The sequence below is a fragment of the Streptomyces sp. NPDC058741 genome (assembly GCF_042746715.1).
Classification (GTDB): domain Bacteria; phylum Actinomycetota; class Actinomycetes; order Streptomycetales; family Streptomycetaceae; genus Streptomyces.
The window spans coordinates 55,078-70,190 of record NZ_JBHYQH010000037.1 but is presented as its reverse complement, the minus strand read 5'-3'; the positions used below and the strand labels follow the sequence as shown (position 1 = coordinate 70,190).

The window sequence follows — 15,113 nt, the reverse complement described above, 5'->3', positions numbered from 1 at the left end:
GTGCCGGGCGGCGGCCGGAGGCGGCCGGACCCGGGCCCGGCGCGCCGCGCCGGCGGCCGCGGGCGGCGTCTCATCCCGAACTCGTAGGCACCTTGGAGGGCGACGACAAGTGACCACCCCGTTTCCGTTCACGGCCGTGGTGGGCCAGGACGATCTACGGCTCGCGCTGCTGCTGAACGCCGTGTCACCGGCGGTCGGCGGTGTGCTGGTGCGCGGCGAGAAGGGCACCGCCAAGTCGACGGCCGTGCGGGCGCTGTCGGCGCTGATGCCCGCGCTGGACGTCGTCTCCGGCTGCCGGTTCTCCTGCGACCCCGCCTCTCCCGACCCCGGCTGCCCGGACGGGCCGCACGAGGCGGGGGCGTCCGAGACCCGGGCGGCGCGCATGGTCGAGCTGCCCGTCGGCGCCTCCGAGGACCGGCTGGTGGGGGCGCTGGACATCGAACGGGCGCTCTCGGAGGGTGTGAAGGCCTTCGATCCGGGCCTGCTCGCCGACGCGCACCGCGGGATCCTCTACGTCGACGAGGTCAACCTCCTGCACGACCACCTGGTCGACCTGCTGCTGGACGCGGCGGCGATGGGCGCCTCGTACGTCGAACGCGAGGGCGTCTCCGTCCGGCACGCCGCCCGGTTCCTGCTGGTAGGCACCATGAACCCCGAAGAGGGAGAGCTGCGGCCGCAGTTGCTCGACCGGTTCGGGCTGACCGTGGAGGTCGCGGCCTCCCGGGAGCCGGAGCAGCGGGTCGAGGTCGTCCGACGGCGGCTGGCCTACGACGACGACCCGGCCGCCTTCGCCGCCCGCTGGGCCGACGAGGAGACCGGAGTGCGGGCGCGGATCGTCGCGGCGCGGGAGCTGCTGCCGTCGGTGCGGCTGGGCGACGGGGCACTGCGGCAGATCGCGGCGACCTGCGCGGCGTTCGAGGTGGACGGCATGCGCGCCGACATCGTGATGGCGCGGACGGCCACGGCCCTGGCGGCCTGGGCGGGGCGTACGGACGTGCTCGCGGAGGACGTCCGGCAGGCCGCGCTGCTCGCGCTGCCGCACCGGCGGCGGCGCAACCCCTTCGACGCGCCGGGCCTGGACGAGGACAGGCTGGACCGGACGCTGGAGGAGTTCTCCGGCGACGACCCGGACCCGGAGCCCGGTCAGGACCCGGACTCGGACCCCGGTCAGGACACGGACCAGGACCCGGACCCCGGCCCGGACGGGCCCGGCGGCGGGGGCGGCGGGCAGCCGCAGCCCGGTGACGCGCCGCAGGGCGCTGACGCGGAGGTGCCGCCACCCCCGCCCGGGGAGGGCGGGCAGCCGCAGCCCTCGGGAGCGGGTGAGCAGTCGGCCGTGCAGGCCTGCGAGCCGTTCCGCACCAAGGTGCTGAGCGTGCCCGGGATCGGCGAGGGCGCCGCCGGGCGGCGTTCGCGGGCGCGGACCGAGCACGGGCGGACGACCGGGGCCCGCAGGCCTAAGGGCGCGCTGACCAGGCTGCACCTGGCGGCGACCGTGCAGGCCGCCGCCCCGCACCAGCGGGCACGCGGGCGCTCCGGGCCGGGGCTGGTGGTGCGCCGGGACGATCTGCGGCAGGCCACCCGTGAGGGACGCGAGGGCAATCTCGTGCTGTTCGCCGTCGACGCCTCCGGCTCGATGGCGGCGCGGCAGCGGATGAGCGCCGTGAAGGGGGCCGTGCTGTCGCTGCTGCTGGACGCCTACCAGCGGCGGGACAAGGTGGGGCTGGTGACGTTCCGGGGCCGGGGCGCGGACGTCGCGCTGCCACCGACCTCGTCCGTGGACGCGGCGGCGGCCCGGCTGGAGTCGCTGCCGACCGGCGGCCGGACGCCGCTGGCCGAAGGGCTGCTGCGCGCGCACGACGTGCTGCGCGTGGAGCGGCTGCGGGATCCGGCGCGGCGGCCGCTGCTGGTGGTGGTCACGGACGGGCGGGCCACCGGCGGCCCCGAGCCGGTCGCGCTGGCCGAGCGGGCCGCCCGGCTGTTCGCCGCCGAGGGTGTGGCGTCGGTCGTCGTGGACTGCGAGACGGGGCCGGTGCGGCTGGGGCTCGCCGGTCAGCTCGCCGGTGAACTGGGCGGCACGGCCGTCACGTTGGACGAGCTGCGGGCCGACTCGATCGCCGGGCTGGTCAGGGATGTGCAGGGGACTTCGAGGAGGGCCGCGTAATGCCGCAGGGACAGCCGAGTGTCATCCCGGACGACGGACTGACGACCAGGCAGCGGCGGAACCGGCCGCTCGTCATGGTCCACACGGGCGTCGGCAAGGGCAAGTCGACGGCCGCCTTCGGGCTCGCTCTGCGGGCCTGGAACCAGGGCTGGCCGATCGGGGTGTTCCAGTTCGTGAAGTCGGCGAAGTGGAAGGTCGGCGAGGAGAACGCGCTGCGGGTGCTGGGCGACAGCGGGCAGGGCGGATCCGTCGCCTGGCACAAGATGGGCGAGGGCTGGTCGTGGGTGCAGCGCGGCCTGCAGGGCGACAACTCCACGAACGAGGAGAAGGCCCGGGAGGGCTGGGAGCAGGTCAAGCGCGACCTTGCGGCGCAGACGTACCGGCTGTACGTGCTGGACGAGTTCGCCTACCCCCTGCACTGGGGGTGGATCGACACCGGTGAGGTCGTCGAGGTGCTGCGAGAGAGGCCGGGCACCCAGCACGTCGTGATCACCGGGCGGAACGCGCCGGAGGGGCTCGTCGCCTTCGCGGATCTGGTGACCGACATGTCCAAGGTCAAGCATCCGATGGACGCCGGGCAGAAGGGGCAGAGGGGCATCGAGTGGTGAGCCCCTCCTCGTCGTCCGCCTCGTCCGTGCCCCGGCTGGTCGTCGCCGCGCCCGCGTCGAGGAGCGGGAAGACGACCGTCGCCACGGGGCTGATGGCCGCGTTCGCCGCGCGAGGGCTCGCCGTGTCCCCGCACAAGGTCGGGCCGGACTACATCGACCCCGGCTACCACGCCCTCGCGACCGGGCGGGTGGGACGGAACCTGGACGCGTACCTGTGCGGCCCGGAGCGGGTCGGGCCGCTGTTCCTGCACGGGGCGCGGGGCTGCGACATCGCCGTCGTCGAGGGCGTGATGGGGCTGTACGACGGGGTCGCCGGGCAGGGTGAGCTGGCGTCCACGGCGCATGTGGCGAAGCTGCTGCGGGCGCCGGTGGTGCTGGTCGTGGACGCGTCGTCGCAGTCCCGGTCGGTGGCGGCGCTGGTGCACGGGTTCGTGTCCTGGGACCCGGAGGTGCGGGTCGGGGGCGTGATCCTGAACAAGGTCGCGACCGACCGGCACGAGGAGCTGCTGCGGGAGGCCCTGGAGCAGGTCGGGGTGCCCGTCCTCGGCGTGCTGCGGCGGGTCGCGCAGGTGGACACGCCGTCGCGGCACCTGGGTCTGGTGCCGGTCGCCGAGCGGCGCGGGGCGGCCGTGGAGGCCGTCGAGGCGATGGCCGCGCAGGTCACGGCCGGGTGCGATCTCGACGCGCTGGAGGCGCTGGCGCGCGGTGCGGGCACGCTGTCGTGCACGGCGTGGGACGCGGCCGAGGCGGTCTCGTCGTCCGCCGCCCACCCGACCGGCGCGGAGGGGACGCGGGGCCCGCGCCGGGGAGGGGCGCCGAGGATCGCGGTGGCCGGCGGTGAGGCGTTCACGTTCTCCTACGCCGAGCACGCCGAGCTGCTGGCCGCCGCCGGTGCCGAGGTCGTGCCGTTCGACCCGCTGCGGGACGAGGACCTGCCCGAGGGCACCGGGGGGCTGGTGATCGGGGGCGGGTTCCCGGAGGTGTACGCCTCCGAGCTGTCCGCCAACGAACCGCTGCGCAAGGCCGTCGCCGTGCTGGCGGACGGCGGGGCGCCGGTCGCCGCCGAGTGCGCCGGGCTGCTGTATCTGTGCCGGGAGCTGGACGGGCTGCCGATGTGCGGGGTGCTGGACGCCGGGGCGCGGATGACGGAGCGGCTCACCCTGGGGTACCGGGACGCGGTGGCCGTGGGCGACAGTGTGCTCGCGGCGGCGGGGACCCGGATGCGGGGTCACGAGTTCCACCGCACCGTGGTGGAGCCGGGCGCGGGCGCGGAACCCGCCTGGGGCCTGCGCACCCCCCGGCCGCGGGTCGAGGGGTTCGTGCGGGGCGGCGTGCACGCCAGCTACCTGCACACGCACTGGGCGGCCGAACCCGGCGTCGCCCTCCGGTTCGTGGAAAGGTGCCGGACGTCGTGAGCAGCGGACCGGCCGGCTCCGGGGTCTCCTCACCGGTGCGCGGCGAGGAAGGCGTGGTCGTCGGGGTCGGGGCGTCGAAGGGCGTCGCCGCCGAGGAGGTGCTCGCGCTGGTCGAGGGCGCTCTGCGGGAGGCAGGGCTGCCCGCCGCGGCCGTCGCCGAACTCGCCACCGTCACCGGCAAGGCCGGCGAGCCCGGCATCATGGAGACGGCACGGCGGCTCGGGGTGCCCCTGGTGGCCTATGACGCCGGGGAGTTGGGCCGGGTGAGCGTGCCCGGCCCGTCCGGCGTGCCGCTCGCCGCGGTCGGCACGCCCTCCGTCGCGGAGGCCGCGGCGCTGCGGGGCGGCGGTGAACTGCTCGTCCCCAAGCGCAAGTCCGCGAGGGCGACCTGCGCCGTCGCGCTGCGGGGCGGTGAGGCCCGCCCGCACCCCTCGGCCGCCCCGGCGCCCGTGGCCGCCCCGGACCACGACGGCGGCCCCGCCTCTCCCCTCACGGACCCTCTCCCCCCCATGCGGAGCGGGCACGACCTGCGGCACCACGGAGACGCCGAGGTCCGTGACGACGGCACCAGGCTCGTCGACCTCGCCGTCAACGTCCGCTCGGACACCCCGCCGGCGTGGCTGCGGGAGCACATCGCCGCGTCGCTCACCTCGCTGGCCGCCTACCCGGACGGTCGGGCCGCACGGGCGGCCGTGGCCGCGCGGCACGGGCTGCCGGTGGAACGGGTGCTGCTGACGGCGGGTGCCGCGGAGGCGTTCGTGCTGCTCGCCCGGGCCCTGCGGGTACGGCGGCCGGTCGTGGTGCACCCCCAGTTCACCGAGCCGGAGGCGGCGCTGCGGGACGCGGGGCACACGGTCGGCCGGGTGCTGCTGCGCGAGCGGGACGGCTTCCGGCTGGACCCGGCGGCCGTTCCCGAGGACGCCGACCTCGTCGTGATCGGCAATCCGACGAACCCGACCTCGGTGCTGCACCCGGCGGACGCGATCGCCTCCCTCGCACGGCCCGGGCGGGTGCTGGTGGTGGACGAGGCGTTCATGGACGCGGTTCCGGGAGAGCCCGAGGCCCTGGCGGGCCGGACCGACGTGCCGGGTCTCGTGGTGCTGCGCAGCCTGACCAAGACGTGGGGACTGGCCGGGCTGCGGATCGGATACGTGCTGGCGGCGCCGGAGACGGTAGGGGACCTGGAGCGGGCGCAGCCGCTGTGGCCGGTGTCCACACCGGCACTGGTGGCGGCCGAGGCGTGCGTGGGGCCACGGGCGCTGGCGGAGGCGGCGCAGGCGGCCGACCGCATCGCCGCGGACCGCGCCCGTCTCCTGGCGGGCCTGGCCGGGTTCGCCCCGGCCGGCCTGCGCGTGGCCGGCCCCGCGCACGGCCCGTTCCTGCTGATCCGCGTGCCGGACGCGGCCGCCGTACGCCGGCGCCTGCGCGACCTCGGCTGGGCCGTGCGCCGCGGGGACACCTTCCCCGGCCTGGACGAGGAGTGGCTGCGGCTGGCGGTGAGGGACCGGACGACGACGGACGGCTTCCTGCGCGCGCTGGAGGTGGCGCTGCGGCCCTGAGGCCGGACCCAGAGCCGCGCGATACCCGCCGACCTCGGCTGCGGCGCCGCGCCAGGAGCACCGCTCCCCCGCCCGCGGCCAGCAGCACCGCCGCCGCGCCGACGAGATACGGCGTCTTCGCACTGCCGCCGGTCTCGGCCAGGTTCGCCTCCGCGGCGGGTGGGCCCTGCGCCCTGACGCCGACGGCCGGGTCCGACGGCCCGGCCGAGGCGTCCGGTGCGGGCCGCGGCCGGGCGGAGGCGGCCGGTCGCGGTGTCGTGCAGGTGGCCTCGGCCAGGGTGAGCGTACCGTCGACCTTCGCGACGTTGAGCTTCAACGGGGCGACGGACACCTTGAGTTCGAGCGCGGTCGCGGCGGCCGAGCGGGTCGTGGTCCGGGTGTTGGAGAGGTCGAGGCGCACCTCGCCGACGCCGGGCACCTTGACGTCCGTCGGGCCGTTCGCGGTGAGCTCGACGCGCTGGCCGAGCACGGTCACCGAACCCGGCAGGCCGGTCGTGGCGAACGGCCTCCTCCCGGCCTCGCAGGTGGCCCTCGCGGTGACCTGCTCGACCTCGACGACCGACAGCAGGGGCAGGCCGGGGACATGGAGCCGGGCGTGGGCCAGGGTGGTGCTCGCCTCGGCCTTGGCGGCGGACGTCGTGGCCCTCGCCTCGGCCGCCTCGGCCCGCAGCACGCTGAAGGGCCGGCCGCCGTCCACCGCGTCCAGGGCGGCGGTCAGCGCGGTCTTCTCGGCGCTCCGCGGAGCCCGGACCTCGTTGAGGGAGACGGCGAGCGGGACGTTCACCGGCTTGTTCAGCAGCGAGACGTCCAGGCCGGTACGCAGGACGGCGGCGCTCGCGCGCCCGTGGTCGCCGGTGGCGTGCGCCGGGCTCACGCCGGTGAAGGTCAGGGGCCCGGCGGCGAGGACGGCGGCCGTCGCGACGGTCGCCAGCCGACGTGCGGGCAGGGCGAAGGAAGTGCTGTTCACGGTGGGGACTCCAGGAGTGACAGGCTCGGGACCCGCAAAGAATCGCCGCACCGCGCGCACGGCGTCAGCGATCCGACGCCGCTTCACTCCATCGGGGTGAGACCGTGGATGCTTTCGAATCCTCCGGGACAGGCGTTCCCCGCCGTCACCCGTGCGGTCACCCCACCACGCGCCCGTTCAGCACCACCCGGCGCGGCGCCGTCAGCACGCGGACGTCCGCGCGCGGGTCCTCGTCGTAGACGACCAGGTCGGCCGGGGCGCCCTCGTCCAGGCCCGGGCGGCCGAGCCAGGCGCGGGCCGCCCAGGTGCCGGCCGCGAGGGCCTCGACGGGCGGGATGCCGGCGGTGACCAGTTCGCCGACCTCGGCCGCCGCGAGCCCGTGGGCGAGACCGCCGCCGGCGTCCGTGCCGACGAAGACCGGGATGCCGGCGTCGTAGGCGCTGCGCACGGTGTCGTAGCGGCGTTCGTGGAGCCGGCGCATATGGGCCGACCAGCGGGGGAACTTGCTCTCGCCGCCGGCGGCGAGCTGCGGGAAGGTCGCGATGTTGACCAGGGTCGGCACGATGGCCACGCCCCGCTCGGCGAACAGCGGGACGAGGTCCTCGGTCAGGCCCGTGGCGTGCTCGATGCAGTCGATGCCCGCCTCGACGAGGTCGCGCAGCGAGTCCTCCGCGAAGCAGTGCGCGGTGACCCGGGCGCCCAGCCGGTGTGCCTCCGCGATCGCCGCCTGAACCGCCCCGCGCGGCCAGCAGGCCGACAGGTCCCCGAGGTCGCGGTCGATCCAGTCGCCGACGAGCTTGACCCAGCCGTCGCCGCGCCGGGCCTCCTGGGCGACGTAGGCGACCAGGTCCTCGGGCTCGATCTCCCACGCGTAGTTGCGGATGTAGCGCCGGGTGCGGGCGATGTGCCGCCCGGCGCGGATGATCTTCGGGAGGTCCTCGCGGTCGTCGATCCAGCGGGTGTCGGAGGGCGAGCCGGCGTCACGGATCAGCAGGGTGCCCGCGTCCCGGTCGGTCAGCGCCTGCTTCTCGGCGACGTCCTCGGGGACGGGGCCGTGCCGGTCGAGTCCGACGTGGCAGTGGGCGTCGACGAGGCCGGGCAGGGCCCAGCCGCTGACGGTGCGGATGTCGCGGGCACCGGCGGGACGGTCGTGGCAGACCCGGCCGTCGACCACCCACAGCTCGTCGCGGACGTCCTCGGGTCCGACGAGCACCCGCCCCTTCACGTGCAGCACCGCGTGATCGCTCATGCACCGCACCTTAGTGAGCCGCCGGACGCGTTCTGAAGGGGGCCGGGTATCGCGGGCCTCGGCTCCCTGGGGCGTGGTACCCGCCCGTTACCCTCGATGCCGTCGAACCTGTGAGTGAAGAGAGCACTGCCGTGACGCACCCGTTTCTGGACCTGGCCCCGCTCGGCGCGGAGCACTTCGCCGCGATCGAGGACCGTGTGGCGCGGTTGCTGAGTACCGAGCAGGACGTCGTGATCATGCAGGGCGAGGCGCTGCTGCCGCTGGAGGGCGCGATCCGCGCCGCGGCCGGCCCGGGCACGACCGCGCTCAACGTCATCACGGGTCCCTACGGGCAGACCTTCGGCGACTGGCTGCGGGACTGCGGCGCGACGGTGATCGATCTGGCGGTGCCCTTCCGCACCGCGGTGACGGCCGAGCAGATCGAGGGGGCCTTCGCCGAGCACCCGGAGATCGACTTCGTGTCCTTGGTGCACGCGGAGGCGGCGACCGGCAACACCAACCCGGTCGCCGCCATCGCCGAGGTGGTGCGGGCGCACGGGGCGGTGTTCTACCTGGACGCGGTGGCCTCCATCGGGGCCGAGCCGGTGCTGCCGGACGCGTGGGGCGTGGACCTGTGCGTCATCGGGGCGCAGAAGGCGATGGGCGGGCCGGCCGGGGTGTCGGCGGTGTCGGTGAGCGAGCGGGCCTGGGCCCGGATGGCGGCGAACCCGCATGCGCCGCGGCGGTCGTACCTGTCGCTCCTCGACTGGAAGGAGCGGTGGATCGACGGCGGCCGCAAGGCGCTGCTGCACGCGCCCGCGCAGTTGGAGATGCTGGCGCTGGAGGCGTGCGTGGAGCGGATCGAGGCGGCCGGGCCGGACGCGGTGATGGCCCGGCACGCATCGGCCGCCGCCGCGACGCGGGCCGGGGCGATCGCGCTCGGCGGCGGGCTGGAGCCGTACGTGTACGAGGCCCGGGACGCGGCCCCCGTCGCGACGACGCTGCGGGCGCCCTCCGGGGTGGTCGCGTCGGAGCTGGTGGCGCGGGCGCTCGAGGCGGATCCGGCGGTGCCGCTCGCCGCGGGCGGGGGTGCGCTGGCCAAGGAGATGATCCGGGTCAACCACTACGGCCCCGACGCGACTCCGGGGGCGGTGCGGGCGAGCCTCGCGGCGCTGGGGGCCGCACTCTCCGAGGCGGGGCTGTCCGTGGACGTCGAAGGGGCGTTGCGCGCGGCCGAGGACGCCTGGCGGTAGGCCGTCCGGGGCCGCTGGGGTGGGCGCGGGGCGGTGGCGCACCGGGTCCGCGGCCCTCGGTGCACGCCCGCAGCGCACCAGGTCCGCGGACATCAGTGCACGCCCGCCGCGCACCAGGTCCGATCCGGCGCGTCGGGGTCGTAGTCGATCCGCTCGGCACTCCAGGAGGCCTGCTGGAGCTCGACCCCGGGGACCTCGCTGACCAGGTCGAACGGGTCCACGAGGTAGGCGAGGGCCTCCGCCGTGTCCTCCGTCACAGTGCCCTCGGCGTGTGCCCGTTCCAACCATCACGGCCCGCCCGCCGCGCACCGCGTCCGAAACCATCACTGCCCGCCCGCCGCGCACCGCGTCCGAAACCATCACGGCCCGCCCGCCGCGCACCAGGTCCGAACCCATCACTGCCCGCCCGGGGCCCGGATCGGAGGGCCGGGGGCACGCGGCTGTGGTCTTGGACCGGTCGCTGTCAGTGGTGCGTGCCATGCTCCCCGTATGACGACCGACACACCTTCCGGTACCCCGGCCCTCCCCGACGGCAGGCCCGTGCCCCGTCTCACCGGCGACGAGCGGGCGATGCTCGAGAGCTGGCTCGACTTCCATCGGGCCACCCTGGCGCTGAAGTGCGCGGGGCTGGACGACGCGCAGGTGCGGATCGCGTCGGCCGAGCCGTCGGAGCTGACCCTGCTCGGGCTGGTGCAGCACCTCGCCGAGGTCGAGCGGAACTGGTTCCAGCGGGTGGCCGCTGGCGTCGAGGTGCCGCCCGTCTTCGAGGACCCGACCGGGTACGCCCTGAGTCACGGGCGGGGGCTGGCGGAGGCGCTCGGCATCTGGCGACGGGAGATCGAGCGGGGGCGGGAGCTGTGCGCCGGGCTGCCGCTGGACCACGTCGGCCGGGTCGCCGAGGGGCCGGTGCCCGGCATGGAGGTCAGCGTGCGATGGGTGCTCATCCACATGATCGAGGAGTACGCGCGGCACAACGGTCACGCCGATCTCCTGCGGGAACGCATCGACGGAGTGACGGGAGCTTGAATTCCTCGCACTTTCCGAGCCATCTCCGTGTAAGCTGGAACACAATCATTAATTCTTTCGAGAACAGCTTCCCGTATTCTTCTGCCCGCTTTTCCGGCTCCTAAACGCACGGATTTCGAGAGCACTCCGCGAGGTAATTCGCGCAGATCTGACGGGGGATTGTGTGACTGTGACGCGTTACACACCGTGACCATTTTACCCAGGATTATCCGGTCAAAATCAGACACATCACCGCCCTCGTCGGCCACGCCTCGCGCTCGCGCGATAACACAGACCAGGCCGATATGTAAGGCCGATCGACGATGCAATTTTGAATTTCGCTGGGTAAGTTCAATTTGCATGACCGCCGTACAAGCAGAGCTGCAAATCGACCGCCCCACGACGGCTGACGGTGCCGCACTGTGGCGGATGGCGAAGGACTCGAAGGTTCTCGACGTGAACTCGTCCTACAGCTATCTGCTGTGGTGCCGGGACTTCGCCGCCACATCGGCCGTCGCCCGTGACGAGCACGGCGAGCCGATGGGCTTCATCACCGGGTACGTGCGGCCGGACAGCCCGCACACCCTGCTGGTGTGGCAGGTCGCGGTGGACGAGGCACACCGCGGGCGCGGTCTGGCCGCGGCGCTGCTCGACGGTCTGGTCGCACGGACCGCCGCCGAGCGCGGGGTGACGACGGTGGAGACCACCATCACCCCGGGCAACACCGCCTCGGAACGCCTGTTCACCTCGTTCGCCGAACGGCACGGCGCGCGACTGGAGCGCGAGGTGCTGTTCGGAACGGGCCTGTTCCCCGACGGGCCGCACGACCCCGAGGTCCTGTACCGCATCGGCCCGCTGCCCCGCTGACTTCCCGCCCTCTTCCGCCAGACTTCCGCCACGCCCCTAGGAGCGATCCGTCGTGACCATCACCCAGCCCGACCTGAGCGTCTTCGAGACCCTGGAGTCCGAGGTTCGCAGCTACTGCCGCGGCTGGCCCACCGTCTTCGACCGTGCGGTGGGCAGCCGTATGTACGACGAGGACGGCCATGAGTACCTCGACTTCTTCGCCGGAGCGGGGTCACTGAACTACGGGCACAACAACCCCGTCCTGAAACGCGCGCTGATGGACTACCTGGAGCGCGACGGCGTCACGCACGGGCTCGACATGTCGACGACGGCCAAGCGCAACTTCCTGGAGTCCTTCCAGAACCTGCTGCTGCGCCCGCGCGACCTGCCGTACAAGGTCATGTTCCCGGGCCCGACCGGCACCAACGCCGTGGAGTCCGCGCTGAAGCTCGCGCGGAAGGTGAAGGGACGCGAGGCGATCGTGTCCTTCACCAACGCCTTCCACGGCATGTCGCTGGGCTCGCTGGCCGTGACCGGCAACGCCTTCAAGCGGGCCGGCGCCGGTATCCCGCTGGTGCACGGCACGCCGATGCCGTTCGACAACTACTTCGACGGCCAGGTACCGGACTTCCTGTGGTTCGAGCGGCTCCTGGAGGACCAGGGCTCCGGCCTGAACAAGCCGGCCGCCGTGATCGTCGAGACCGTGCAGGGCGAGGGCGGCATCAACGTGGCCCGGCCCGAGTGGCTGCGCGCGCTGGCAGACCTGTGCGAGCGGCAGGACATGCTGCTGATCGTCGACGACATCCAGATGGGCTGCGGCCGTACCGGCGCCTTCTTCTCCTTCGAGGAGGCGGGCATCGTGCCGGACATCGTCACCGTCTCGAAGTCGATCAGCGGCTACGGCCTGCCCATGTCGCTGTGCCTGTTCAAGCCGGGGCTGGACGTCTGGGAGCCCGGTGAGCACAACGGCACCTTCCGCGGCAACAACCCCGCCTTCGTCACGGCGACCGCCGCGCTGGAGGCGTACTGGGCCGACGGCTCGGCGATGGAGAAGCAGACCCGCAAGCGCGGCGAGCAGGTCGAGCAGGCGCTGATCTCCATCACTGAGGAGAACCTGGCCGACGTCAAGGAGTACCGGGGCCGCGGCCTGGTGTGGGGCATGGAGTTCCACGACAAGGCCCGCGCCGGCAAGGTCGCCAGGCGTGCCTTCGAACTCGGGCTGCTCATCGAGACGTCCGGCCCGGAGAGCGAGGTCGTGAAGCTGCTCCCGGCGCTCACGATCACCCCCGAGGAGCTGGACGAGGGCCTGACCACGCTGGCCCGCGCCGTCCGCGAGACCGCCTGACCACGAGGCACCACCCACCTAGGAGGCATCGCAGCACCGTGATTGTCCGTTCGTTCAAGGAGATCGAAGGTACCGACCGGCACGTGAAGGCGGCGTCCGGCACGTGGGAGAGCAAACGCATCGTCCTCGCCAAGGAGAAGGTCGGTTTCTCCCTGCACGAGACGATCCTCTACGCGGGTACGGAGACGTCGATGTGGTACGCGAACCACATCGAGGCCGTCGTCTGCGTGGAGGGCGAGGCCGAGCTGACCGACCACGAGACCGGGCAGAAGCACACCATCACGCCCGGCACCATGTACCTCCTGGACGGGCACGAGAGGCACACGCTGCGGGTCAGGCAGGACTTCCGCTGCCTCTGCGTGTTCAACCCGCCCGTGACCGGCCGGGAGGACCACGACGAGAACGGCGTGTACCCGCTGCTCACCGAGGAGGCGTGACGTCCGTATGACCGCCTCCACCGACACCACCACCGGTATCCCCGACCTCTACCCCAGTCGCGGCGCCACCGAGGTGCTCACCCCGCGGCAGGACCCGGTCGTCTGGGGCGCGCCCGACGCCCCCGGCCCGGTCTCCCCGGCGGACCTGCTGTCGTTCGAGCGTGACGGGTTCCTCGCCGTCGAGGAGCTCATCACGGAGGACGAGGTCGCCGTCTACCGCAACGAGCTGAACCGGCTGGTCAACGACCAGGACGTCCGGGCCGACGAGCGCTCGATCGTCGAGCCGAAGTCGCAGGAGATCCGCTCGGTCTTCGAGGTGCACAAGATCAGCGAGGTGTTCGCCCGGCTGGTCCGTGACGAGCGGGTCGTCGGCCGGGCGCGGCAGATCCTCGGCTCGGACGTCTACGTCCACCAGTCGCGGATCAACGTCAAGCCGGGCTTCGGGGCGAGCGGCTTCTACTGGCACTCGGACTTCGAGACGTGGCACGCCGAGGACGGTCTGCCGCGGATGCGCACGGTGTCGGTCTCGATCGCGCTGACCGAGAACTACGACACCAACGGCGGGCTCATGATCATGCCGGGGTCGCACAAGACGTTCCTCGGGTGCGCGGGGGCCACGCCGAAGGACAACTACAAGAAGTCGCTGCAGATGCAGGAGGCGGGCACCCCGTCGGACGAGGCGCTGACCCGGTACGCCACCGAGCACGGCATCAAGTTGTTCACCGGCAAGGCCGGTTCGGCGACCTGGTTCGACTGCAACTGCATGCACGGCTCCGGCGACAACATCACGCCGTTCCCGCGCAGCAACGTGTTCATCGTGTTCAACAGCGTGGAGAACACGGCGGTCGAGCCGTTCGCGGCGCCGGTGCGGCGCCCGGAGTTCATCGGGGCGCGGGACTTCACGCCGGTGAAGTGACGCCCCCGAGAGCCGGGGGTCCGGGGGTAGTCCCCCGGAGGACACGCCATCGGGGCGCGGGACTTCACGCCCGTGAAGTGACGCCCCCGAGAGCCGGGGGTCCGGGGGTAGTCCCCCGGAGGACACGCCATCGGGACGCGGGACTTCACGCCCGTGAAGTGACCTGTGACGGCGGTGGAGTGACCGCAGGTCACATGTGATCTGCCGGGTGGGGCCTCCTCGTGTGGGACGGGAGGCCCCACCCGGTCTTCTCATGCCCGCAGGGCGTCCAGGAGCCGGTCGACGTCGTCGGCCGTGTTGTAGAGGTGGAACGCGGCACGCAGGTTCCCGGCCCGGTCGGACACCTCGATGCCCGCCGCGCTCAGCTCCGCCTGCCGGTGGCCGAGGCCCGGCACCGACACGACGGCCGAGCCCGGTGCGGGCACCGGCGCGTGGCCCAGCACGGCGAGCCCGTCCCGGAAGCGGTCCGCGAGGGCCACGTCGTGGGCGTGCACGGCGTCGACGCCGATCTCCTCGATCAGCTCCAGCGAGGCGCGCAGCCCGGCATGGCTGAAGAGGGACGGGCTGACGTCGAACCGCCGTGCGGAGCGGGCGGGTTCCTCGACGGGGCCGTAGCAGCTCTCCCAGGGGACCTCCCCGGCGACCCAGCCGGCGAGCAGCGGGGTGAGCCCGCCGAAGTCCTCGGGGACGACGCAGAACGCGGCACCGTGCGGGCCCAGCAGCCACTTGAAGCCCACGGAGGCGAGGAAGTCGTCGGCGTCGGCGTCCATCGGCAGCCACCCGGCGGACTGGGAGGCGTCGACGTAGGTGCGGGCCCCGTGCGTCCGGGCCGCCTCGCGCACGGCCGGCAGGTCCGCGAGCCGGCCGTCGGCGGACTGGACGGCGCTGACCGCGACCAGCGCGGTGCCGGACCGGACGGACTCGGCGAGCCGCTCCAGGGGCACGGCCCGCACCTTGAGGTCGCCGCGCTCGTGGAAGGGGTTCACCAGGGAGGCGAAGTCGGCCTCCGCGGTGAGGACTTCGGCACCGGCCGGCAGCGAGGCGGCGATCAGCGCGCCGTACTCGGCGACCGAGGCCCCGGTCGCGACCCGCGAGGCCGGCACGCCTGCCAGCCGGGCGAAGGAGGCGCGGGCGGCCTCCACGTCCTCGTACAGGGGCCCCAGGGGCACGCCCTCGGCACGCATCCGCACCGCCCGCTGCACGGCGGTGACGGTACGGGCGGGCAGAAGCCCGTTGCTCGCGGTGTTCAGGTAGGTGTGCCTGGGGGTGAACTCGGCGCGGACGAGGTTCTCGAAGGTCTCCATGGGACCACTCTGCGTCCCCCGTCTCTCCCCGTCCATCGCCGATTTCTGCGTGGTGGCGCGAAGAAG

The 15,113-nt window shown here is 73.6% G+C and carries 13 protein-coding genes and 1 pseudogene; 10 read left to right on the top strand and 4 right to left on the bottom strand.

Features of this window, described 5'->3' with window-relative positions:
• The first annotated feature begins 109 nt into the window (after positions 1-109).
• Genes ACFW6P_RS25095 through cobC form a run of 4 tightly spaced genes read left to right on the top strand, consistent with a single transcriptional unit; the run spans position 110 to position 5,746 of the window.
• Complete coding sequence (locus ACFW6P_RS25095; RefSeq protein WP_386424859.1) at positions 110-2,164, top strand: putative cobaltochelatase; 2,055 nt, start codon at positions 110-112, stop codon at positions 2,162-2,164.
• Positions 2,164-2,772 (top strand): cob(I)yrinic acid a,c-diamide adenosyltransferase, encoded by a 609-nt coding sequence (cobO, locus tag ACFW6P_RS25090; RefSeq protein ID WP_386359501.1) that lies wholly within the window; start codon positions 2,164-2,166, stop codon positions 2,770-2,772. The genes ACFW6P_RS25095 and cobO overlap by 1 nt, the downstream gene beginning before the upstream one ends.
• Positions 2,769-4,187, top strand: coding sequence for a cobyrinate a,c-diamide synthase (locus ACFW6P_RS25085; RefSeq protein WP_386359502.1), 1,419 nt, complete (start codon positions 2,769-2,771; stop codon positions 4,185-4,187). Before cobO ends, ACFW6P_RS25085 begins: the two co-directional genes overlap by 4 nt.
• The gene (gene cobC / locus ACFW6P_RS25080) at positions 4,184-5,746 is read left to right on the top strand and encodes an Rv2231c family pyridoxal phosphate-dependent protein CobC (RefSeq protein ID WP_386359503.1); all 1,563 of its coding nucleotides are present in this window, start codon (positions 4,184-4,186) and stop codon (positions 5,744-5,746) included. Before ACFW6P_RS25085 ends, cobC begins: the two co-directional genes overlap by 4 nt.
• Before the next feature lie 40 nt (positions 5,747-5,786).
• Here the strand turns inward: cobC and ACFW6P_RS25075 are convergent.
• Positions 5,787-6,713, bottom strand: a pseudogene (locus ACFW6P_RS25075) (SCO1860 family LAETG-anchored protein); the annotation flags it as partial.
• Between the two features lie 157 nt (positions 6,714-6,870).
• The gene (locus ACFW6P_RS25070) at positions 6,871-7,962 is read right to left on the bottom strand and encodes an amidohydrolase family protein (RefSeq protein ID WP_386359504.1); all 1,092 of its coding nucleotides are present in this window, start codon (positions 7,960-7,962) and stop codon (positions 6,871-6,873) included.
• 131 nt (positions 7,963-8,093) lie between these two features.
• On the opposite strand from ACFW6P_RS25070, the gene ACFW6P_RS25065 reads away from it, so the two are divergent.
• Positions 8,094-9,194, top strand: a complete 1,101-nt coding sequence (locus ACFW6P_RS25065; protein ID WP_386424856.1) for a pyridoxal-phosphate-dependent aminotransferase family protein — start codon at positions 8,094-8,096, stop codon at positions 9,192-9,194.
• A 92-nt stretch (positions 9,195-9,286) separates the two neighbouring features.
• Here the strand turns inward: ACFW6P_RS25065 and ACFW6P_RS25060 are convergent, their stop codons facing one another.
• Complete coding sequence (locus ACFW6P_RS25060) at positions 9,287-9,478, bottom strand: hypothetical protein (RefSeq protein ID WP_386359506.1); 192 nt, start codon at positions 9,476-9,478, stop codon at positions 9,287-9,289.
• A gap of 205 nt (positions 9,479-9,683) precedes the next feature.
• Between ACFW6P_RS25060 and ACFW6P_RS25055 the strand changes: the two genes are divergently transcribed.
• The 5 genes from ACFW6P_RS25055 to thpD all read left to right on the top strand — a co-directional run bounded on the left by ACFW6P_RS25055 (position 9,684) and on the right by thpD (position 13,743).
• Positions 9,684-10,220: a DinB family protein gene (locus tag ACFW6P_RS25055; RefSeq protein ID WP_386359507.1), complete on the top strand. Its 537-nt coding sequence runs from the start codon at positions 9,684-9,686 to the stop codon at positions 10,218-10,220.
• A gap of 339 nt (positions 10,221-10,559) precedes the next feature.
• Positions 10,560-11,066 carry a diaminobutyrate acetyltransferase gene (ectA, locus tag ACFW6P_RS25050; protein WP_386359508.1) on the top strand — a complete coding sequence of 169 codons (507 nt, stop codon included), beginning with the start codon at positions 10,560-10,562 and terminating at the stop codon, positions 11,064-11,066.
• 52 nt (positions 11,067-11,118) lie between these two features.
• Positions 11,119-12,390 carry a diaminobutyrate--2-oxoglutarate transaminase gene (gene ectB / locus ACFW6P_RS25045; RefSeq protein ID WP_386359509.1) on the top strand — a complete coding sequence of 424 codons (1,272 nt, stop codon included), beginning with the start codon at positions 11,119-11,121 and terminating at the stop codon, positions 12,388-12,390.
• A 38-nt stretch (positions 12,391-12,428) separates the two neighbouring features.
• Positions 12,429-12,827 (top strand): ectoine synthase, encoded by a 399-nt coding sequence (locus ACFW6P_RS25040; RefSeq protein WP_386359510.1) that lies wholly within the window; start codon positions 12,429-12,431, stop codon positions 12,825-12,827.
• 7 nt (positions 12,828-12,834) lie between these two features.
• Positions 12,835-13,743, top strand: a complete 909-nt coding sequence (thpD, locus tag ACFW6P_RS25035) for an ectoine hydroxylase (protein WP_386359511.1) — start codon at positions 12,835-12,837, stop codon at positions 13,741-13,743.
• Between the two features lie 251 nt (positions 13,744-13,994).
• Here the strand turns inward: thpD and ACFW6P_RS25030 are convergent, their stop codons facing one another.
• Positions 13,995-15,047, bottom strand: a complete 1,053-nt coding sequence (locus ACFW6P_RS25030; protein ID WP_386358460.1) for an aminotransferase class V-fold PLP-dependent enzyme — start codon at positions 15,045-15,047, stop codon at positions 13,995-13,997.
• Between the last annotated feature and the right edge of the window lie 66 nt (positions 15,048-15,113).